The sequence below is a fragment of the Ensifer sp. B1-9 genome (assembly GCF_050474445.1).
Taxonomy (GTDB): Bacteria; Pseudomonadota; Alphaproteobacteria; order Rhizobiales; family Rhizobiaceae; genus Ensifer.
In genome coordinates this window covers 1-19,352 of record NZ_JBCHVG010000021.1, presented here as the reverse complement: position 1 = coordinate 19,352, position 19,352 = coordinate 1, and the positions used below count along the sequence as shown (strand labels likewise).

The window sequence follows — 19,352 nt, the reverse complement described above, 5'->3', positions numbered from 1 at the left end:
ATTATTCCAGTCATCAACTTTGCAAACTGGGCGCCCCCGCGCCTAGCAAGGGAGGTTTTATGCTGTCAATCAAGCGGTGGAAGCCCACGGCATTGCTGCCGAAGCGTTTGACGAGAGCGTGATGCGCCGCGTCATGTTCGCGAGTATCTTCGGCACGGCGCTAGAAGCCTATGATCTTTATCTGTTCGGAACCGCAGCCGCGCTTATTTTCGCTCCGCTTTTCTTCCCGTCGACCGATCCGAATGTATCCTTGCTGCTGTCGCTGAGAACTTTTGCGATTTCGTTTGTCGCCCGTCCAATTGGTTCGATCGTCCTTGGCCACTACGGCGACAAGCTGGGCCGAAAAAAGCTGCTATTCCTCACGCTGGTCGCGATGGGATCGAGTACCGCGGCGATCGGTTTCCTGCCGACGTATGCCAGCGCGGGCTTCATCGCGCCGCTCCTGCTATGCATCTTCCGCTTTATCCAAGGCTTCGCTTATGCGGGCGAATACTCGGGTGCGGTGCTCATGTTGCTGGAACACGCACCGGCGAGGCGACGTGGGTTCTATGCTGGCCTCAACAATCGGCCCGGTATTCGGTTTTGTATTGTCGTCGGGCATGTTCCTTAGGACGAACTATCTCATGGAAGAGGCCGACTTCATGGCGTGGGGATGGCGGATCTCATTCCTCGCGAGCCTGCTCCTGCTCGTCGTTGGTATCTACGTACGCAGCCGCGTACCGGAGTCGCCAATGTTCGAGGCGCGCAACGCGAACCGTTCCGCCGGCGAGACGAGGAAGCTTCCTATCTCGGCACTGTTCAAGAAACACCCGAAGATGCTCCTTCTCGCAAGCGGTGCGAACACTTGCCATTTTGCGACGTTCTACACCTTCACGGTCTAAGCTTTGCAACGAAAACGCTGGGCATGACGCGTGCGGAAATCCTGATGATATCCATGCTCGCAGTTGCGGCCCACCTGTTTGCAATTCCATATGCTGCGGCCAGGTCGGACCGACTGGGTCGGCGGAAGTGCCTGATGCAAGGCTTCGCCTTCATCTTTCTTAGCATCTATCCGTTCTGGCTGCTTTTCAACACGGGTATGTTCCTTCCGATGCTCGCGGGGTCTTGCCTGTTGATGATCGCGTACTCGGCGGTTTACGGAGTTATCCCGTCGTTCACGGGCGAGTTGTTTCCAACCGACGTCCGCTTTTCCGGATCCGCGATCGCATACAACATGGGTGGCATTGTTGGGGGCGGCTTGGCTCCGCTATTGGCTGCTGGTCTGGTTGATCACTATCAGTCAGCATACCCGACCGCAGCATTTGTAGCCGGTCTAGCGCTCCTCTCGTTGATTTGCACTGCATTGCTGCCAGAAACAGGCAAGCGTGACATCAGCAAATAGTCGTCGCAAACCGCCATCGCGCCAGTGAAGGGTGCGATGGCGCCTTTTGAACTCAGGACAGGACACCTGCCGACGAACCGCCGGAGAGTGCACGTTGTGGCTGGTACTTCAAACGGTCGCCTGTCCGTTTGGTAAGTTGCGTCAAGTCATGACTTTCATTATTAGACCTCTTTGCGTACACTACCACCAGGCAATCGTTGGCCACACATGCCTTGTGAAGAGTTGAAAGTCCCTTGGATAAGACAGACACGACCCCGCTGAGTTTCGATCAGGCTCCTAAGGACGAAAATAAGCCAAGCCGGCTAATGCAACGACAGTCGTCGGTGCGCCGGACTATGGAGATCGTCCTCGACACTTGGAACTTTTTGATTTTGCGAGAAGCCTATTTCGGGATCCGCCGGTTCGACAAATTCCAACAAAGGCTTGGCATCCCTCGCCAAACTCTGTCGTCCCGGCTTTCGGCATTGGTAGCCAACGAGATTCTGAGCGTAGGCAAACGGCCGGGAGAGCCGGGACAACAGTACTTCCTGACTGTCCGCGGGAAAGATCTTTTCCCCACGATGCTTTCGATGATGGAGTTCGGCGACAAGTGGCTGGCAGGTGGTAAGCAACCGCCGCTCCAATTGATTCATAAAACTTGCGGCTGTGAATGTCATCCGGTGACCGTTTGCAGTGAGTGCCTTGAGCCATTTACAGCACGGGAAGTTTCTCCCCGGGACGGACCAGGTGCCGGTTATGCGCCTGTCGAGAACCGGCCGACGTCGCGTCGAAGCTCGGATGCCACCTTGCTTGAAAGGGTCAGGCCTTGTTCCGTGGCGCGAACCTTGAGCATCATCGGGGACCGTTGGAGTTTCCTGGTGCTCAGGGAAGGCTGGAATGGGGTCCGTCGCTTCGAGGAGATGCGCGAAAATCTAGGCATTGCGACGAATATTCTCGCCGATCGTCTGGCAAGGTTGGTGCAGGCAGAAGTGTTTCGTAAGGTCCCTTATAACTCCGGTGACCGGTTTGAATATCGGTTCACAGAGATGGGCCTCGACCTCTACAAGCCAATGCTCGTCATGATGGCCTGGGGCGATCAGTGGCTGGCAGATGGCAAGCCACCAATGCGGCTGCGGCACAAGACCTGTGGACAGGATTTTTCGGCGATCGTTGTTTGCTCGGAATGCAAAAAGCCGATTGCGGCGAAGGACACAGACTATGTTCTTCGATATCCTTTCGATCTCTAGCCGCGTGCATGCGAGGATCACTTGGGCGTTGTAGAGCCGGCCTCTGTGGGGCGATCGCGAAGCATCTGGAAGATTCGTTCCGGCGTTACAGGAAGCGTTTGCACGGAAACATGGAGATGCGAAAGCGCGTCCGATACCGCATTGGCGATTGTGGCCGGAGCGCCGATCGTACCGCCTTCGCCCATACCGCGGAAACCGCCCACATTGTTGGGAAGGTCAGCTTCGATATGCACGATCCCGATCGGGGGAACACTGCTTGCCACGGGAACAAGGTAGTCGGCTAGGCTGGCCGCAACGGCTTGTCCCTGATCGTCATGGATGACCTCTTCCAACAGAGCGGCACCAATTCCCTGCGCGACAGCTCCGTGAACCTGGCCATCGACAATCATCGGATTTATGATCTTGCCGCAGTCTTCGGCCACCACATACCTCAGGATTTTGACGCCATAGGTCTCTGGATCAACTTCCACCATGGCAAGATGCGTCGATGAGCAAGCTGTGCCGAGATAGGGGTCGTAAGTCTCCGAAGCGATCAGGTCCTCTCTTTGGTCGCGGGGTATGCGCCCCATCTGAGTATAGACCGCCGAGGCGACCTCTTTGAGTGTCATCGATAGGTTAGAGCTTCGGCTTGTTATGATGCCATCCTGAATGTCGAGATCATCGGCGCTTTGCTCCATTAGATAGGCCGCCGCACGAAGCACCTTCGCCTTTACCGCTCGAGCTGCAAGGGTCGCAGCGCCACCGCCGAGGACTGCCGAACGGCTGGCGTAGGTTCCGCTCGACATCGGAACGAGCGCGCTGTCGCCATGTTTGACCTCTATGTCCTCGAGCTTGCAGCCAAGCTCGTCGACGATCACTTGGGCAAGCGTGGTCTCAAGCCCTTGTCCGTGAGATGAAATGCCAAAAGAAGCAGTGATGGAACCGGTCGCATCAATTTCGATCTTCGACGTTTCCGTGCCCGTGTTGATAGGCATGCCGGGCGCTACCGAGATACGTGAGCCAATCCCGGTTAGCTCGGCGTAGCTTGCGAGGCCAATTCCTACCCAGCGGCCATCCTCCCGAGCCTTGTCCCGCTCTCGAACCAGATTGGGGTAGTCAACGTGATCGCAGGCACCTTCCAGGCATTCCTGGAATGCCGACTTGTCCCAGATGATCCCGGAGGCAGTGCGGTACGGGAACTCCTCCGCTCTGACCAGATTCCTTCGGCGAAACTCGACCGGATCGATGCCTAGCTTCCGGGCCGCCATGTCGATGAGACGTTCCATAGCGAACGTGGATGAGGGGCGGCCGACGCCGCGATAGGGCCCAGTAGGGGGTTTGGGGGTGAGAACGCCTCGGATACAGCCCCGGTAGTGCTCCATTCTATATGGGCCGGGCAAAAAACTGACGACCTGCACTGTCTCGAGGGCGGCAGTCCAGGGATAGATCGAATATGCTCCGACGTCGCCGATGACGTCAGCTCGCAGCCCGATCAACATCCCGTCCTCCGTCACCGCAAGTTCGGCTTCGATCAACTCGTCAAAGGCCTGACTTGTTGCGGAGAGGTCTTCGAGGCGATCGCTGATAAATTTTACTGGCCGTTTGAGTTTGCGCGCCAGCAGGCAAACCAGCATTTCCTCGCCATATAGTGATCCCTTGCCGCCAAAACTGCCGCCCACATCCGGTGCTACCACTCGGAGACGGGTACCGGGGAGTCCCAGACATCCGGATAACACGTCCCGAATTACGCCCGGGATGTTGGAGGATGTGTAGAGGGTGAGAGACTGCTTCCGGACGTCCCATTCGGCAAGATAAGACCTATTCTCCATCGCGACCGCGGTCTTTCGGGTCATCCGAAAACGGCCCTTGACCGTGACGGCTGCATCCTCGAATGCCGCATCGACGTCTCCGCGCTTGAATTCGCGCCGAATGATCGTGTTCGTCCCTGCCTCTTCGTGCAGCAGAGGTGCATCGTCTTTGACGGCATCGACCTGCCTGATGGCAAACGGCAAGGGTTCGTATTCGATGTTTATATGTTCCAGCGCGTCCTCGGCTGCATAGCGGCTTTCGGCGACGACGGCGACGACCGGTTCGCCAACATATCGCACTTTCTCCCGCGCCAATGGCCAGATGGGAGTGGCGTAGTAACCCGCCATCCGCGATGCCGGGATGGCCGGCTCGATTTCGCCTTCGAGATCTGTGGCATCGTAGATCGCGACGACTCCTGGAACTGAGAAGGCATCGCCCACATCGATGCCGACGATGCGTGCATGTGGCTGATCAGAGCGCCGCAATGCTACATGGATCATTCCCGCAGGTGCCATGTCGTCTACGTACTGTCCGACTCCCGCGAGAAGTCGAGGGTCTTCAGTGCGCTTGATCCGCTGGCCGACGAGTTTCGGGCGGAACTCGACGGAGTGGTCGTGTTGGGTCATTCGTAAAACTCCGTGCCTTTCCGCAACGCTTGCCACTGCGCGTCATCATGCCCGGAAATGACTGTGTCGCCGCCGTCCCTGAAGGTCTTGAGCTGTCCAAGCGCCTGGGCCGCCAGATCCAGGTTCCAGGTGTTTTTGGGTGCGATACCTTCGTCAATATTCTTCTGCAGAGGCGCGGCATCGGACGCGAGAATGAATGTCCCATCTCGCTCGAGGGCTAGGCGGGCCACCGTCATCCCAGGGGTATGTCCGGGCATTGGTAAAAGCACGACACGTGCGTCGCCGAATACGTCGTGCTCGGCATTGAAGGTCTGGAAGCCTTGGGGTTGCTCCCACTCACTCCTCAGATAGCCCTGTTGCTCAGCGCCTTCGGCCTTCGCGGCAGCGAGTTCCGCCTCGTGACAGAGAATTGTCGCCCGTCGGAAATTCACATTGCACCCGCAATGGTCAGGGTGAAGATGCGAACAGACCACAACGTCGATATCGTCAGGTTCCAATCCAAGTCGCTTGAGTTGCCAGAGGACGGTCTGCTCGGGCGCGAAGATCGGGGTCATTACCTTGCTCAGCCCGCCCCAGCGCGCCTGGGGATCGATAGCGGCTTCGGGGTTGCAGCCGCTGTCGAAAAGGACGTTTCCCCGGGAGTGTCGTATAAGAGTTGCGTGCACCGGCAACTCCATCGTTTCGTCTTTTGCAGCCCCGGCGAAGTAGATGGATCGGCGCATGCGCAAGCGACCGCCCTCAAGAAAGTGCATCTTCATTTCAGGCATCCTCTTTCCTTTGCCAGTTCGCGAACCGCGTCGACGATGTGTTCGTAGCCCGTGCAGCGACAGATGTTGCCTGACAGGGCCTCGCGGATCTGGTCGTCGTTCTCAAGTGGGTGGTGGCGCAGCAAATCGGTCACGGCCATGATGAAACCGGGTGTACAGAACCCGCATTGGAGCCCGTGATGCTCCCGGAATGCCTCTTGAACGCGGCCCAGGTTTTCGACATCGCCCTGTCCTTCGATGGTTTCGATCTGCAATCCGTCAGCCTGTACCGCGAGCGTCAGACAGGATCTGGCGCTCCGCCCATCCAGAATGACCGTGCAAGCCCCGCAGACCCCATGCTCGCAGCCGACATGCGTGCCTGTTAGTCCCAGTTCCTGACGCAGGAAGTCGCTGAGCAACAAACGTGGCTCAACCGACCTCGTGAAGGTCAAGCCGTTGACGTTGACGGTGATCGCTCTCTCAGTCATCTGCCTTGCCTTCCTGAAGGTTTGCTCGTTTCCAAGCGCTGCGAATGGCGCGCCCTGCAAGGACCCCGGCAAGATGCCGTCTGTAGTCGGCTGAGGCATGAATGTCCGTGTTGGGATGAAGTAGACCCCCTAATGCTTCCGCTATGTCGGCTATCAGGTCGTCGGATATCGTCTTGCCGTCGAGAAGCTGTTCAATTTCCGCCAGGCGCAGTGGCGTCTCACCGACCCCCATCATCCCGAAGCGAACGTCGCGCGCAACGCCGTCAACACTACGCATTGTCGTTGCGACGCATGCCAGAGCGAAATCCCCGTGACGTTTGGAGAACTCCTCGAAGCCCCATCCAGTGTCAGGAGGTAGCGTGTCGATTTCGATCGCTGTTACGAATTCGTCTGGCTCAAGTGCGTTCATAAGCGAGCCAATGAAGAACTCGGGAGCGGGGATCTGTCGCTCGCCCCGGATGGAGCACGCCGTGATAGTGCCATTGAGAAGGAGTGTCATCATAGGCATTTCGGCGGCAGGATCCGCGTGGCACACGCTACCGCAAAACGTCCCGCGATTGCGCACCGTCATGTGCGCGACGTGGTGCATGGCGTCATGCACGATCGGGGCATGCTGCTGAACCAAGACGTCGGTGGCAGTCATGTGATGTCGGACGGTTGCCCCGATGCGTAACCGAGCACCGCGCAGTTCGATGCGATCAAGGCCGGCGATGCGATTGATATCGACGAGGATGGTTGGCTTTACCAGGCGGAAATTGATCATCGGCATGAGGCTTTGACCTCCAGCGATGATTTTGCCTTCGCCGCCTGCAGCGGCCAACGCCTCCGCGGCTTCCGCAATTGTGCTTGCGGCAAGGTAGTCAAATTGGGCCGGTTTCATATCCTCACCCTATGAACGGTGTCACCCCAAATGAGCTGGAAAACCACCGGCAGCGTTGGGTCGACATGGTCGCGGCGCAGCAAGCTTCCATTGAAAAACACGCCACCCAGCTCTCCTCCGATGTTAGTCCCGGCGAACCGGGCAGTTTGTCAATTTAACTTGCATTATTAGACTTAAAGTAGGAATGTCAAGCGATCCCGCTGGCGTTGGTTGGAACGTCAGGCGCAATGATACATGAGGAGGAAAGTCCATGGACATGACAGGCCAGCAGCACATTTCCGCGACAAAAGAGGAGGTGTGGAGTGCGCTTAACGATGCTGAAGTGCTAAGAGCATGCATCCCCGGCTGTCAGGAGCTTACGAAGTCTTCTGATACCGAAATGACGGCAGTAGCGGTGATCAAAGTGGGCCCCGTGAAGGCGCGTTTTCAGGGGGCTGTCACGCTATCCGACCTCGATCCTCCGAACGGCTATCGGATCACGGGTGAAGGGCAGGGTGGTGTGGCTGGCTTCGCAAAAGGCGTTGCGGTTGTCCGCCTCGAGTCGGCTGAAGGCGGTACGATCTTGCACTACACGGTCGACGCTCAAATAGGCGGAAAGCTCTCGCAGCTTGGAGGCCGTCTTATTGACGTGACGGCCAAACAGATGTCCGGACAATTCTTCAAGCGTTTTGCGGAAGAGATCCAGGCCCGCCAGGGTGCGCGCGAACCAGTCACTCAGACGGTTTCGGCTGGTACATTGCCGAAACAGCCAAGCGTCACACCCGTCGGGCACAGCTCCAATGCGAGTGCCGCGTCGCCCCTTCGATCTGCATCCTCGTCGGGGGCCACGCCCGCACCTGCCTCTCTGAGCCTTCCGGTCCTCGCTGCGGTAGTTTTTGCGGCGGTCGTGGTCGCCATGTGGGCAATTTATGGCGGATTGCTTCCCAGCCTCGCCTCACCGGCGGGTGCCGGTTCGCGCATATCGCCAGACCTCGCAAGCGTCGTGCAGCTGATTATGGCCGCCGCCATTGGCTATCTGTTCGGTACGCGTTCCGGCAGTCGCACCTGAAATGCAATAAGCCGGGGCTGAAAACAGCGCCCCGGCTTAAATTTACTTGCATAACGAGACTTTGTGATTAGCCATAACGGCGCTCCAGCATCGCTTTTAGCTCTCCGAACACCCCACGCCTGAATACCATCACACATACGACGAAGGACAAGCCGATGACGAAGGTGATTGGCAGGCCACTCGTCGATAGGAAGTGTTCCAAACCGACAATGATGGACGCCCCCACAACCGGTCCGATTAGCGTTCCCATGCCACCTAGCAGTGTCATAAGAATGGCTTCACCAGACATATGCCAGGTCACGTCGACGAGGGAGGCGAGCTGGAAGGCGATCGCTTTCAAAGAGCCCGCGAACCCAGAGAGGCCCGCCGAAAGAGTAAACGCTATAAGCTTGTAGCGATCAGGTTTGAGGCCGAGGGAAGTCACGCGGGCTTCGTTTTCGCGGATCGCCGCCAGAATGTGGCCGAAGGGGGAGTTCACTGCACGCCAGATGACCACGAGACCGATGACGGTCCCGCCGAGGACCGTGTAGTACATTGCGGTGATGCTCCTCAAATCGATAGTCCCAAGCAAATACCCCCGGGGCACTGCCTGAATTCCATCCTCTCCGCCCGTGAACGGCATTTGCACGGCCATAAAGTAGACCATTTGCGCGAGCGCCAATGTGATCATCGCAAAGTAGATTCCACGGCGGCGGATGGCCAGCGCACCAAAAACCAAGCCGAGGATGGCTGCAAAAAGCGTTCCGGCAAGAACGGCAAGCTCAAAGGGAAGGTGCCACTCTTTGGCTGCGTGCGCCGCGATGTACGCCCCCCCGCCAAAGAAGGCCGCATGTCCGAATGAAAGCAGGCCAGCATATCCGAGCACGAGATTGAAGGCCGCAGCGAACAGCGCGAAGCATAGAATTTTGATGAGGAACAGGGGATAGACCATCAGCGGGGCGCAAAGCATCAGCAACGCCACACAGATGAGGAGTACAGGTCCCGTTCTTCGGACGAAGGGTGGCGCCACCATGGAAGAGGATAGGGTAGAACTGTTCATGATTATGCCTCCCGACTAAATAGACCGGCGGGACGGATAAGGATGACCAAGACCATGGCGACGAACACCGCGATCGAGGATGCCGCCGGATAGAACGTTTTCGTCAGTCCTTCGATGACGCCCAGGGCCAGCGCAGTGACGATCGCCCCGCCGATCGATCCCATTCCGCCAATGACGACAACCGCAAAGACGACGATGATAATGCTTGACCCCATGCCGGGGCTGACTTGGTAAAGCGGCGCGGCGAGCGCACCCGCGAACCCCGCAAGGCCTACGCAGAACGCATATGTCAATGTGAGCATCAGCGGCACGTTGATCCCGAACGCTTGCACTAGAGCCGGGTTCTCAGTCGCTGCTCGCAGGTAGGCCCCGAGTTTTGTGCGTTCGATGGTCAACCAGGTCAGGAGACAAATCACGAGTGAGATTACGATCACCCAAGCGCGGTAGATCGGCAGAAACATGAAGCCGAGATTGATGCCACCGGACAGTGATGGAGGTACCGGATAAGGCTTGCCTGCGGCTCCGAAGACGTGGCGGAAGAGCCCCTCGAGCATCAATGCTATCCCGAAGGTCAGTAGAAGACTGTAGAGATGATCCATCCGGTAAAGCCGCCTGAGGAAGAGCCGCTCTACGACGATGCCGAACAAGGCGACCAGCAGGGGAGCCCCAACCAGCGTCGCCCAGTAGTTGAGGCCGAGCGTTGAGAGCAGGAACCAGGCGGCAAATCCTCCAAGCATGTAAAATGCGCCATGCGCAAAGTTGATCACGTTCAACATGCCGAAGATGATCGCCAGCCCCAGGCTTAAAAGGGCATAGAAGGAGCCGTTGATCAGGCCGAGCAGCAATTGGCCGATTAGGACGGGTGTCGGAACCCCGAAGATATCAGTCATCGGCTTCCACCTGTTTTGAGATTACGATCATGGTTCAAACTCCAAGATACCGGTTCAGTCGATCCATATTGGCGTCGAGCGATCCGTTGGGGATTTCGTCGATCACCTTTCCCTGGTCGAGGACGAAGTGGCGATCCGCGACTGACGCGGCGAAACGGAGATTTTGCTCGACGAGGATGATGGTCATGCCCCTGTCCTTGAGTATTCGCAGTGCGGCACCAATCTCGTCGATAATGACGGGTGCGATTCCCTCCGTCGGTTCGTCGAGCAGGATAAGGTCGGCCCCAGTGCGCAGGATTCGACCGATTGCCAGCATCTGCTGTTCGCCTCCGGACAAGCGCGTCCCGGGCGTGCTGTCGCGTCCCTTCAGGTTAGGGAATAGGTCGTAGATCTCGCTGACCTCTATGCCTCCCGACTGCCAGGCGGGGGGAAACAGTAAGTTCTCGAGGACGCTTAAAGTTGAAAAGATCCCTCGCTCTTCCGGTACGTAGCCGATACCGAGGCGGGCTACCTTATGAGGTGGAACTGTCAAAAGGTCGACGCCCTTGTAGATGCCGGTTCCGCGCCGTTTGTTGACCACGCCGATCAGGCTGCGAAGGGTCGTCGTCTTTCCCGCGCCATTGCGCCCGATCAACGTGACGACTTCGCCCTTTTTCACGTCAAAGTTGACGCCATGCAGAACATGGCTTTCGCCGTACCATGCCTCAAGTTTGCTGATTGTCAGCAGTGCGGGCTCAGCCATGGGACCCTCCCAGATAGGCCTTGCGGACTTCATTGTCCGCGGAGACTTCTGAATACGTTCCCTCCGCGATGATCTCACCGCGTCTTAGGACCGTGATTTTGTCCGAGAGATCGGCGACGACGCCAAGGTTGTGTTCGACCATGAGGACGGTTCGCCCTTGTCCAGCGGTGCGGATGAGATCTGCAGTGCGGCCGATGTCTTCCGTCCCCATTCCTGCCATGGGTTCGTCCAGGAGCAGCACGTCCGGATCCAGCGCTAACGTTGTTGCCAATTCCAGCGCCCGCTTCCGTCCGTAGGACAACTCGCTCGCTCTGGTCCGAGCCCTGTCGGCCAAGCCGACGCTGTCCAGAAGATTGGTAGCTTCATCGTTGAGGCGTTTAAGTACCCTATTGGACTTCCAGAACGCGAACGTTTCTCGCTCGCGAGCCTGCAGCGCGACCCGGACGTTCTCCTGCGCGCTGAGATGGGGAAAGACCGACGAGATCTGAAAAGATCGAACAAGCCCGAGACGCGCGATCTCCGCCGGAGCGAGATTCGTAATGTCTCGATCCTTGAAAAAGATCCGCCCACTGCTCGGCGAGAGGAACTTCGTCAAGAGATTGAAGAGCGTGCTTTTGCCTGCGCCATTGGGTCCGATCAGGGCGTGAATGGTCCCGGCGCCGATCCTCAGATTGACGTTGTTGACGGCAACAAAACCGCCAAATGCGCGCGTCAATTCGCGCGCCTCGATGATGGGTGCGTTATCCGGCACGAGTCCTCCCTTACCGAATTTTTGTTCTCCTCCGACGGGCGCGCATTAGTCGGCCCGCAACCTTCTTTTTTCTCCGAAGGCAAAATCAGAAAAACACACAAAGTCTAATAATGCAAGCTTGCGCAATTTTAAAAACTCTGCTTACATTTCTCTTGCGCCCCTTTCGTACCGCACTCATTTCCTAAACAGCGATAATCATAAGTACGATAGCGCAAGTTTATAATCAGGCGCCTTGAGGAGCGCCGGGATTGGGAGGATCGATGATGAAGCGTTTGAAGATGTTGCTGTCGTGTGCTGCTGCCTTTGGGGCCATGGCTGTGTCGGCCGCGGCTGAAAGTGCGGGGCCTGTAAAGATAGGTGTGCTCACTGATGTTAGCGGTCAGTTTTCACATGAGGCCGGAGAGGGAGCAATCGCCGCCGTGAAAATGGCAGTCGAGGATTTCGGCGGAAAAGTTCTGGATCGGCCTCTGGAGGTCGTCGTCGCCGACCATCAGAACAAGCCTGAGGTCGCTGTGTCGACCGCACGCGAATGGTATGAATCGCAGGGCGTCACCATGATCAACAATCTGATCAACTCGGGCATTGCGCTTGCTGTTGCCCAGGTCGCGAAGGACGAGGATAAAATCGCGATCGTCAACGGATCTGGATCGTCGCGGTTAACCAACGATAGCTGTACGCCGAACAGCATTCACTACTCCTACGACACGTACGCTCTCGCAAACGGTACGGCAAACGAGCTGATCCGGCAGGGCTTGAAGAACTGGTTTTTCTTGACGGCCGACTATGCGTTCGGCCACGCCCTCGAAGCCGACGCAGCGCAGATCGTGAAGGCGAACGGCGGCGAAGTGTCGGGAGCCGTGCGATATCCGATCGAAACTTCTGATCACAGTGCTTTCATGCTGCAGGCGCAGGCGTCGCCTGCTCAGGTCGTGGCGTTGGCGGGTTCTGGCACGACATTCGTCAACGCGGTTAAATCGGCGGCCGAATTTGGTCTCGCCTCATCCGGAAAGACGGTTGCCGGTCTGCTCGTCTGGGACACTGACGTGCATTCCCTCGGTCTGGAGACCGCGCAGGGAATGATCCTCACGAACGCGTTCTACTGGGATCGAGACGACGAGACGCGGGCTTTTGCCAAGAAGTTCGAGCAGCGTGTTGGCCGCCCGCCGCACATGGGTGACGCCGGAGACTACTCGTCGACCATGCACTACCTGCAGGCTGTTCAGGCCGCCGGAACCACCGACACACGACAGGTCATGGCGAAGATGAAAGAGATGCCTGTCAACGACTTCTTCGCGAAAAACGGAAAGATCCGCGAGGACGGCCGGTTCGTGCACGACATGTACGTCTATCAGGTCAAAACCCCCACCGAATCCACCGGTGAATGGGACCTGCTGAAGCTGGTCACGACGATACCGGGCGAAAAGGCCTTCAGGCCGCTTTCTGAAAGCCAGTGCCCACTGGTCAAGGGATAGGCCAAAGTGGTGTCCGGCGGTTCCTGCGCCGGACACCCACCCCGAAAAATGCCGGCGCATTATGCGGCAGAACGTCAGTCGAGCAGGCACATGAGCAATATCCTAGTAGAAAATGCCGATGGGATCGTGGTGGTCACGCTGAACCGACCTCAGCAGCGAAACGCTGTTACGTATGAGATGTGGGAGCAACTGGCACACCTATTCCGACAGTTTGACCGCGACCCTGCTGTGCGATCCATAATCCTGACGGGCGCGGGGGCTGATTTCTCGGCGGGAGCAGACATCAGCGAATTCGCTGCGGTCCGCGAGGGACTGGAGGAAAGCAAGCGATACGAGGTTGCCGTGGATGCTGCAGGTGATGCGATCTATGGCGTCTCGAAGCCGACGATTGCGGCCCTGCATGGCTATTGCCTGGGCGGCGCTGCGCATCTGGCTATGTCCTGCGACTTCCGAGTTGCTGAGCGTGGTGCCACCTTTGGTATTCCCGCGGCTCGCCTTTCAATCGTCTACGGGGTGTCCGCAACACGCAAGCTCTTATCGCTTGTTGGCGTCACACAGGCAAAGCGTATCCTCTACACTGGAAAGCACTTCACCGCAGAGGACGCTGTTGCCATTGGTTTTGTGGATGAGATCGCGAGTGATGCGCTCGCCGTCGCCCGCGACCGCGCAACCGAAATGGTAGAGAACGCGCCGCTCACCATTAAGGGAGCCAAGTTTATTTTGAACGGCTGTGCGCGCGGCGAACTCGATCGTGCAGCGGCAGAGCGGCTGATCGACGAGGCCAGCGCCAGCCATGACTATGTCGAGGGTCGCAATGCTTTCAAGGAAAAGCGTTCGCCTCGGTTCTTGGGAAAATAGCGGAACACGTCAGCCTTCTGGCGTCCGTCGTGTGACCGCAATTCGCGCTGCCGAGGCAGCATTTCAGACTTCAAGGAGACATCGCAGTGCAAACTAATTTGAATGGCAAGGTCGCGCTGATTACAGGTGGTGGTCGGGACGTCGGCGGGGATATTGCTCGCGCGCTCGCAGCCGAGGGCGCAGTTGTCGCCATCAACTACAGCCGCTCGCATGCAGAGGCCGAAGCTGTTGTCAGATCCATCCAGGATGCTGGCGGCAGGGCGAAGGCCTACCAAGCTGACATCAGCGACAACGCGCAGGTCATAGCGATGGTCGCCGCTGTGAAAGCAGACTTCGGAACGGTCGATGTTCTCGTCAACAATGCCGGATACGTTAAGTACCAGCGGTTCGTAGAGTCGACGCCGGAAGACTGGAAACGGCAAATTGATGTGTGCCTCTACGGCGCGATCAATTGCTGCCACGCCGTCGCGCCGTTGATGATCGCGCAGAATTCCGGCCGCATCGTAAATCTCGTTGGCGACAGCTCGCGCATTGGGGAAGCCAATCTGGCGCTCGCGGCCGCGGCACGCGGTGGCACTATCGCTCTGGGGAAGTCCCTGGCCAGAGAATTCGGCCGCAACAACATCACCGTCAATACCGTGTCGCTCGGCCTCATAGAAACGTCCCATTCCGATCCGGAGTTCCTAGCGAAGAACCTCGATAAGATCGTCAAGGCCTATCCGCTGCGCCGTATCGGTAAACCAGACGACGTCGCCCCAATGGTGACGTTCCTTTCCTCGGAAGCAGCGTCTTGGGTGACCGGGCAAGTCATCAGTGTGAACGGCGGCTTTTGCATGGTGTAACCCGGAGGAGCGGGAGGAGAACATGATACACTTTGAGCTTATAGCGCCCGTCGGAGAGATCCTCCGCCGGAATGCCGGTCTGCACCCGGAGAAGCTGGCTTTTGAGGACAGGACGAGGTCGGTCTCATATCGAGAGCTAGATATCGAAACACAGAACTTGGCTTCGCAATTGACCGCTCTGGGCCTGAGAAAGGGACAAGCGGTTGCTATATTCCTGCCAAATTCCGTCAATTGGGTCGTCGCGTGTCTTGCAACTGTGCGTGCGGGAGGCGTCGCAGTACCAGTCAGCATCGAATCCACGGAAGCGGAGCTCGACTATCGCGTCGCCGATGCTGACTGCGCCATCTTGATAGCCCCACAGGAAAAGCGCGCGATGGCGGAAGCTCTGCTGCTGCGGTCGGGCCGGTCAACCATGATCGTCACCCCGGGTGAGACGCATTTCCAGACGCCGGGGCAAGAAGTTAGCCCTTTCGAGGACGATCAGGATATCGATCGCCCGGCGTACATCGTCTACACGTCGGGGACGACCGGACAGCCTAAGGGGGTCCTGCTGTCAACGCGCTCCATGCTCTGGGTCACCGCTTCGTGCTGGGCCCCGATCGCCGGTCTGAGCGAAAACGATGTCGTCCTGAATACGCTTCCCCTCTACCATTCGTATGCCCTGAATATCGCGGTTCTCTCAATCATTGCGACCGGCGCGAGCGAATACATCATGGAGAAGTTCTCAACTTCCCATGCAACTGAATTACTCCGGACGGGTCGCTTTACGTTCATGCCGGGCGTTCCGACGGTGTTTCATTACTTCCTGTCTTCGTGCCAAAGCAGCGGCGAGAAACTTTTGTCTTCGGTTCGGCTTTGCGTGTCGGCAGGAGCCATCTTGCCAGGGCCTTTGAACAGCGAGTTTGAGACGTTCTTCGGCGTGCCGTTGCTTGACGGCTACGGAATTACCGAGACGTCAACGATGGTCACCATGAACTGGCCGGGACAGTGGCGCATTGCCGGATCCTGTGGCCTGCCCCTTCCAGGGCTAACTGTACGTCTCGTTGACCCCAAGACGGGCCTCGACGTTCCTGCCGGTGCCGAAGGGGAACTGATCTGCAAGGGTCCCAACCTGATGCAGGGCTATCACAACAAACCGGACGAGACGCAAAAGGCCGTGGTCGATGGATGGTATCATACGGGTGACTTGGCCAGATGCGATCCAAATGGGTTCTTGACCATCACGGGTCGTCTAAAGGAACTCATCATTCGCGGTGGGCAAAACATCGCCCCCGCAGAGGTGGAGGAGACGATACTCCTTGTTGAGACGATCATGGATTGCGCGGTCATCGGCATGCCCCACGCGATGTTGGGGGAGGTGCCCGTCGCGTGTGTGGTCCTCAAAGCATCAGCCAGTTTTGACCAGGTTGCCTTGATTGACCACTGCAGAGCGCGTCTATCCGCATACAAGGTTCCCGACAGAATCTTTGTCGTGGACGAAATTCCACGGACGGGGTCAGGCAAAATCCTGCGAGTCAAACTCCGGGAGAGGCTTCCAGCCGCATGACGCAGCAGACAGTTAGGAGATTTGAATGAATCCCTTTGCATTCAGCACGACCGCACAGATCGTATTTCGCCCTGGTGCCGCGTCGGATATCGGCAGCCTCGTAAAACCCAAACTTGGAGGCCGGATCCTCTTCGTCACCGATCCGGGCATCCGAAAGCTCGGCCTTTGCGAACCCGCGCTGAAATCGCTTGCAAGTTCAGGTGTCGAAGCGACCGTGTTCGACGAGGTCGAAGCGGACCCGTCACTTGCAACGGTTCTGGCTGCAACCGACGCTGCGAAGGCGGCTGCTGTGACCGGCGTTATTGGCTTCGGGGGCGGCTCGTCCCTCGACGTCGCGAAGGTAGTCGCCCTTCTCTGTGGATCGGGCGAAGATATCGACGAAGCTTGGGGCGTCGGCAACGCGAAAGGACCGCGGCTTCCGCTGGCGCTCGTTCCGACAACTGCAGGCACCGGATCGGAAGTTACTCCGGTGTCTATCATCACAGTTGGAGGCGACGAGAAGCGGGGCGTTTCGTCACCAATTATTTTGCCGGATCTCGCAATCCTAGATGCGGACCTGACATTGGGCCTTCCACCTCACATCACCGCGGCCACGGGCGTTGATGCAATGGTGCATGCGATAGAAGCCTATGCATCCAAAAATGCAAATAACAACCCGCTTTCGAAAATGCTCGCCAGGCAAGCCTTGCAACTCCTTGGAGCAAACATCGAAAAGGCCGTACTCGACGGCAAGGATCGCGAAGCGAGGGGAGCGATGCTTCTGGGTTCTATGCTGGCCGGTCAAGCTTTCGCAAACTCACCTGTGGCGGCCGTGCATGCGCTCGCCTATCCGATCGGCGGAACGTTTCACGTCCCGCATGGCCTTTCAAATGCGCTCGTCCTACCGCATGTGTTGCGCTTCAATATTCCCAATGCTGCTGACGCCTACGCCGAGATTGCCGCAGACGTCTTCCCAGACCTTGCCTGCGAGCAAAGCGCTCAAAGCCGTTGCGCAGCCTTCATCCAACGACTGGCGGACCTCTCGGTCAGACTGGGACTGCAGCCTCGTCTGCGAGATGTCGGCATTGGCGAAGAGAGTCTTGTCGGCATGGCGCGCGATGCAATGAAGCAATCCAGACTACTGGCGAACAATCCACGCGACGTCAGCGAAGCAGACGTGCTCTCTATTTACAAGGCGGCTTGGTGATGACGGAACGGGTAGGGCCGGGCAAACGGTCGGCATACAAGGTCTTTAGGACGATCGGTACGCGGTGGTCGGATAACGATACCTACGGACACATGAACAACGTCGTGCACTACAGCGTGTTTGATACGGCGGTGAACGGCTTCCTGATCGAAAACGGCGTTTTGGACCTTAGCCGCAGCGCGGAAATCTTCCTCGTTGTCGAAACTGGCTGCCGCTACTTTGCTGAGATGACGTTCCCGGATGTGATCACGGCAGGGATCCGCGTATCGAAACTGGGAAATTCGTCCGTTCGATATGAGATCGGGCTCTTCCGCAATGATGACGAAGTTGCGGCGGCAGAGGGTTTCTTCATCCATGTGAATGTTAATCGAGACACGCGGCGGCCGGTTCAATTTGGTGATGCCGCGAGGAGGGTGCTTGAGCCATGCCTAGCTGAGCCGCGAGCGGATTGACTGTCGAAGCCGTTGCCGTTCGAGCCGCCAGGAACGCGTGCTCGACCATTTCTCGCATCGGTCGCCATGGCGTGAGTTGGCAAATGGCTGCCCGCAACGCGGCGACCGATGACCAGGACACGTATAAAGGAGGAGTTTGGTAATGGCCAATCTAGTGTTGATCGGGGCGCCCGGGGCGGGCAAAGGGACACAGGCGGAACGTCTCGTCAGAGATCACGGTTTGCTTCACATCTCCACCGGGGATCTCCTACGCCGCGCAATCGCAGCGGGTACACCTCTTGGTCAGAAGGCAAAAGCAGCAGTAGACGATGGGAAGCTCGTCCCAGACGAAGTTGTAATTGGTCTGGTGAACGAAAGCCTCTCACAAAAAACCGATGCGCAAGGCTTTATCTTGGATGGCTTTCCGAGAACCCTGGAGCAGGCCACTGCTCTCGAAGTGCTTCTGGAAGAAATGAGTGAACCTCTACACCACGTCATTGTGTTCGAAATTCCAATCGTCTCCCTCGCTGATCGGATCGCTCAGCGAGCTGCTCAGTCGAGAGGTTCGGGCGCGGACGTACGTTCCGACGACAACGCTGAAGCGTTGAGCAGACGGGTCGATGAATTTGCTCGCGCCACTGTGGCGCTCTTGCCTTTCTATGATCAGCGAAACCTGGTGCGGCGCATTGATGCTACCCAGAGCATCGAAGACGTTGCGACCCAGATAGGCAGCTTGTTTGCCAAATAGCGCGAGACCGTTCAACCAGCCACAGTTCAAAGTCTCGGGAGGCGGAAATGTACCCTGAGAAGGGCGACATTGGGGGATGCGCGCCGGTAGTGGCGTGCTTGACCGATGATCCGATTGAAATACTTCGCTTCGCTTATGAAGCTTGGTGTTCCGGAATTCCGGTGGCGCTGGTTACCCTGGTTGAGGTACGCGGCGGTAACTCCCGCCCAATTGGAGCGCAAATGGCCGTGCGGGCCGACGGTCTCTACTGTGGCTTCGTCTCGGGTGGGTGTGCCGAGGCAGCCGTCGCCGCGGAGGCCTTAGAGGATCATGTGCCAGGGAGTGGTGTAGCAGGAAGGCGGCCATCAGTGTTTTTCCGGTAGGGTCGGGTTGTTCAAGCTCAACCTGATGGAAAGATCACCGATGACCGACGAGATGATGAACCTGCGCTCGCTTGTTGAGAAGAGCGCGGATTGGGAAAAGGGTACGCGCGCTACACTCCAGCTTTATCTGGACGACAAGCTCTCTGGAGGCTAGCGCGCGGCCTTCAGCAGGGCCGCCACCAGACCCGCGGTCGAAGAATCGTGGCCGGCGGCACTCTCCTTGCCTTCGACGACCGGCAGCAGGCCGGTTGCCAGCTCCTTGCCGAGCTCGACGCCCCATTGGTCGAAGGAGTTGATGTTGA

General features: G+C 57.8%; 19 protein-coding genes and 2 pseudogenes. 12 read left to right on the top strand and 9 right to left on the bottom strand.

Annotation, left to right across the window (positions count from 1 at the left end; translation table 11 throughout):
• The first annotated feature begins 121 nt into the window (after window positions 1–121).
• The 3 genes and pseudogenes from ACQ5BM_RS30385 to ACQ5BM_RS30375 all read left to right on the top strand — a co-directional run bounded on the left by ACQ5BM_RS30385 (window position 122) and on the right by ACQ5BM_RS30375 (window position 2,607).
• Window positions 122–881: pseudogene (locus ACQ5BM_RS30385) on the top strand (MFS transporter).
• 23 nt (window positions 882–904) lie between these two features.
• Window positions 905–1,381 carry an MFS transporter gene (locus ACQ5BM_RS30380; protein ID WP_429819284.1) on the top strand — a complete coding sequence of 159 codons (477 nt, stop codon included), beginning with the start codon at window positions 905–907 and terminating at the stop codon, window positions 1,379–1,381.
• Window positions 1,382–1,614: 233 nt separating this feature from the next.
• Window positions 1,615–2,607 (top strand): winged helix-turn-helix transcriptional regulator, encoded by a 993-nt coding sequence (locus ACQ5BM_RS30375; protein WP_429819282.1) that lies wholly within the window; start codon window positions 1,615–1,617, stop codon window positions 2,605–2,607.
• A gap of 17 nt (window positions 2,608–2,624) precedes the next feature.
• On the opposite strand, the gene ACQ5BM_RS30370 is transcribed toward ACQ5BM_RS30375, so the two are convergent.
• The 4 genes from ACQ5BM_RS30370 to ACQ5BM_RS30355 are packed head-to-tail and all read right to left on the bottom strand — an operon-like array spanning window position 2,625 to window position 7,135.
• Window positions 2,625–5,021: a xanthine dehydrogenase family protein molybdopterin-binding subunit gene (locus ACQ5BM_RS30370; RefSeq protein ID WP_429819280.1), complete on the bottom strand. Its 2,397-nt coding sequence runs from the start codon at window positions 5,019–5,021 to the stop codon at window positions 2,625–2,627.
• A complete protein-coding gene (locus ACQ5BM_RS30365; protein WP_429819380.1) occupies window positions 5,018–5,779 on the bottom strand; it encodes an N-acyl homoserine lactonase family protein in 762 nt (253 codons plus the stop codon). The genes ACQ5BM_RS30370 and ACQ5BM_RS30365 overlap by 4 nt, the downstream gene beginning before the upstream one ends.
• Window positions 5,776–6,255 (bottom strand): (2Fe-2S)-binding protein, encoded by a 480-nt coding sequence (locus ACQ5BM_RS30360; RefSeq protein ID WP_429819278.1) that lies wholly within the window; start codon window positions 6,253–6,255, stop codon window positions 5,776–5,778. The genes ACQ5BM_RS30365 and ACQ5BM_RS30360 overlap by 4 nt, the downstream gene beginning before the upstream one ends.
• Window positions 6,248–7,135, bottom strand: a complete 888-nt coding sequence (locus ACQ5BM_RS30355) for an FAD binding domain-containing protein (RefSeq protein ID WP_429819276.1) — start codon at window positions 7,133–7,135, stop codon at window positions 6,248–6,250. Before ACQ5BM_RS30355 ends, ACQ5BM_RS30360 begins: the two co-directional genes overlap by 8 nt.
• Before the next feature lie 250 nt (window positions 7,136–7,385).
• On the opposite strand from ACQ5BM_RS30355, the gene ACQ5BM_RS30350 reads away from it, so the two are divergent.
• Window positions 7,386–8,183: an SRPBCC family protein gene (locus tag ACQ5BM_RS30350; protein ID WP_429819274.1), complete on the top strand. Its 798-nt coding sequence runs from the start codon at window positions 7,386–7,388 to the stop codon at window positions 8,181–8,183.
• Between the two features lie 67 nt (window positions 8,184–8,250).
• Here ACQ5BM_RS30350 and ACQ5BM_RS30345 read toward each other — a convergent pair whose 3' ends face one another.
• The 4 genes from ACQ5BM_RS30345 to ACQ5BM_RS30330 are packed head-to-tail and all read right to left on the bottom strand — an operon-like array spanning window position 8,251 to window position 11,605.
• Window positions 8,251–9,222, bottom strand: a complete 972-nt coding sequence (locus ACQ5BM_RS30345) for a branched-chain amino acid ABC transporter permease (protein WP_429819272.1) — start codon at window positions 9,220–9,222, stop codon at window positions 8,251–8,253.
• A 2-nt stretch (window positions 9,223–9,224) separates the two neighbouring features.
• A complete protein-coding gene (locus ACQ5BM_RS30340) occupies window positions 9,225–10,112 on the bottom strand; it encodes a branched-chain amino acid ABC transporter permease (protein WP_429819270.1) in 888 nt (295 codons plus the stop codon).
• 34 nt (window positions 10,113–10,146) lie between these two features.
• Entirely contained in the window at window positions 10,147–10,854 is a 708-nt protein-coding gene (locus ACQ5BM_RS30335) for an ABC transporter ATP-binding protein (protein ID WP_429819268.1), read from the bottom strand.
• Complete coding sequence (locus tag ACQ5BM_RS30330) at window positions 10,847–11,605, bottom strand: ABC transporter ATP-binding protein (RefSeq protein ID WP_429819266.1); 759 nt, start codon at window positions 11,603–11,605, stop codon at window positions 10,847–10,849. Before ACQ5BM_RS30330 ends, ACQ5BM_RS30335 begins: the two co-directional genes overlap by 8 nt.
• 263 nt (window positions 11,606–11,868) lie before the next feature.
• Here ACQ5BM_RS30330 and ACQ5BM_RS30325 point away from each other — a divergent pair, with 263 nt between their 5' ends.
• The 8 genes and pseudogenes from ACQ5BM_RS30325 to ACQ5BM_RS30290 all read left to right on the top strand — a co-directional run.
• Window positions 11,869–13,077, top strand: coding sequence for an ABC transporter substrate-binding protein (locus ACQ5BM_RS30325; RefSeq protein WP_429819378.1), 1,209 nt, complete (start codon window positions 11,869–11,871; stop codon window positions 13,075–13,077).
• A 90-nt stretch (window positions 13,078–13,167) separates the two neighbouring features.
• The gene (locus ACQ5BM_RS30320) at window positions 13,168–13,935 is read left to right on the top strand and encodes an enoyl-CoA hydratase-related protein (RefSeq protein WP_429819264.1); all 768 of its coding nucleotides are present in this window, start codon (window positions 13,168–13,170) and stop codon (window positions 13,933–13,935) included.
• 86 nt (window positions 13,936–14,021) lie between these two features.
• Entirely contained in the window at window positions 14,022–14,777 is a 756-nt protein-coding gene (locus ACQ5BM_RS30315; RefSeq protein ID WP_429819262.1) for an SDR family NAD(P)-dependent oxidoreductase, read from the top strand.
• Window positions 14,778–14,799: 22 nt separating this feature from the next.
• Complete coding sequence (locus ACQ5BM_RS30310; protein ID WP_429819260.1) at window positions 14,800–16,323, top strand: class I adenylate-forming enzyme family protein; 1,524 nt, start codon at window positions 14,800–14,802, stop codon at window positions 16,321–16,323.
• Window positions 16,324–16,348: 25 nt separating this feature from the next.
• Window positions 16,349–17,509, top strand: coding sequence for an iron-containing alcohol dehydrogenase (locus tag ACQ5BM_RS30305; protein ID WP_429819258.1), 1,161 nt, complete (start codon window positions 16,349–16,351; stop codon window positions 17,507–17,509).
• Complete coding sequence (locus tag ACQ5BM_RS30300) at window positions 17,509–17,961, top strand: acyl-CoA thioesterase (RefSeq protein ID WP_429819255.1); 453 nt, start codon at window positions 17,509–17,511, stop codon at window positions 17,959–17,961. Before ACQ5BM_RS30305 ends, ACQ5BM_RS30300 begins: the two co-directional genes overlap by 1 nt.
• A gap of 142 nt (window positions 17,962–18,103) precedes the next feature.
• Window positions 18,104–18,688 (top strand): adenylate kinase, encoded by a 585-nt coding sequence (locus ACQ5BM_RS30295; RefSeq protein ID WP_429819253.1) that lies wholly within the window; start codon window positions 18,104–18,106, stop codon window positions 18,686–18,688.
• 47 nt (window positions 18,689–18,735) lie between these two features.
• Window positions 18,736–18,990: pseudogene (locus ACQ5BM_RS30290) on the top strand (XdhC family protein); the annotation flags it as partial.
• 210 nt (window positions 18,991–19,200) lie between these two features.
• Here ACQ5BM_RS30290 and ACQ5BM_RS30285 read toward each other — a convergent pair.
• Window positions 19,201–19,352 (bottom strand): hypothetical protein (locus ACQ5BM_RS30285; RefSeq protein ID WP_429811173.1); only part of this gene is annotated, 152 nt, incomplete at its 5' end.

What these genes read in the sequence shown, in the direction of transcription:
- ACQ5BM_RS30340 (WP_429819270.1), bottom strand. Translation starts at nt 10,112, where the DNA reads ATGACTGATATCTTCGGGGTTCCGACACCCGTCCTAATCGGCCAATTG.
- ACQ5BM_RS30355 (WP_429819276.1), bottom strand. Translation starts at nt 7,135, where the DNA reads ATGAAACCGGCCCAATTTGACTACCTTGCCGCAAGCACAATTGCGGAA.
- ACQ5BM_RS30380 (WP_429819284.1), top strand. Translation starts at nt 905, where the DNA reads ATGACGCGTGCGGAAATCCTGATGATATCCATGCTCGCAGTTGCGGCC.
- ACQ5BM_RS30365 (WP_429819380.1), bottom strand. Translation starts at nt 5,779, where the DNA reads ATGAAGATGCACTTTCTTGAGGGCGGTCGCTTGCGCATGCGCCGATCC.
- ACQ5BM_RS30295 (WP_429819253.1), top strand. Translation starts at nt 18,104, where the DNA reads ATGGCCAATCTAGTGTTGATCGGGGCGCCCGGGGCGGGCAAAGGGACA.
- ACQ5BM_RS30310 (WP_429819260.1), top strand. Translation starts at nt 14,800, where the DNA reads ATGATACACTTTGAGCTTATAGCGCCCGTCGGAGAGATCCTCCGCCGG.
- ACQ5BM_RS30370 (WP_429819280.1), bottom strand. Translation starts at nt 5,021, where the DNA reads ATGACCCAACACGACCACTCCGTCGAGTTCCGCCCGAAACTCGTCGGC.
- ACQ5BM_RS30335 (WP_429819268.1), bottom strand. Translation starts at nt 10,854, where the DNA reads ATGGCTGAGCCCGCACTGCTGACAATCAGCAAACTTGAGGCATGGTAC.
- ACQ5BM_RS30320 (WP_429819264.1), top strand. Translation starts at nt 13,168, where the DNA reads ATGAGCAATATCCTAGTAGAAAATGCCGATGGGATCGTGGTGGTCACG.
- ACQ5BM_RS30305 (WP_429819258.1), top strand. Translation starts at nt 16,349, where the DNA reads ATGAATCCCTTTGCATTCAGCACGACCGCACAGATCGTATTTCGCCCT.
- ACQ5BM_RS30345 (WP_429819272.1), bottom strand. Translation starts at nt 9,222, where the DNA reads ATGAACAGTTCTACCCTATCCTCTTCCATGGTGGCGCCACCCTTCGTC.
- ACQ5BM_RS30300 (WP_429819255.1), top strand. Translation starts at nt 17,509, where the DNA reads ATGACGGAACGGGTAGGGCCGGGCAAACGGTCGGCATACAAGGTCTTT.
- ACQ5BM_RS30360 (WP_429819278.1), bottom strand. Translation starts at nt 6,255, where the DNA reads ATGACTGAGAGAGCGATCACCGTCAACGTCAACGGCTTGACCTTCACG.
- ACQ5BM_RS30325 (WP_429819378.1), top strand. Translation starts at nt 11,869, where the DNA reads ATGAAGCGTTTGAAGATGTTGCTGTCGTGTGCTGCTGCCTTTGGGGCC.
- ACQ5BM_RS30350 (WP_429819274.1), top strand. Translation starts at nt 7,386, where the DNA reads ATGGACATGACAGGCCAGCAGCACATTTCCGCGACAAAAGAGGAGGTG.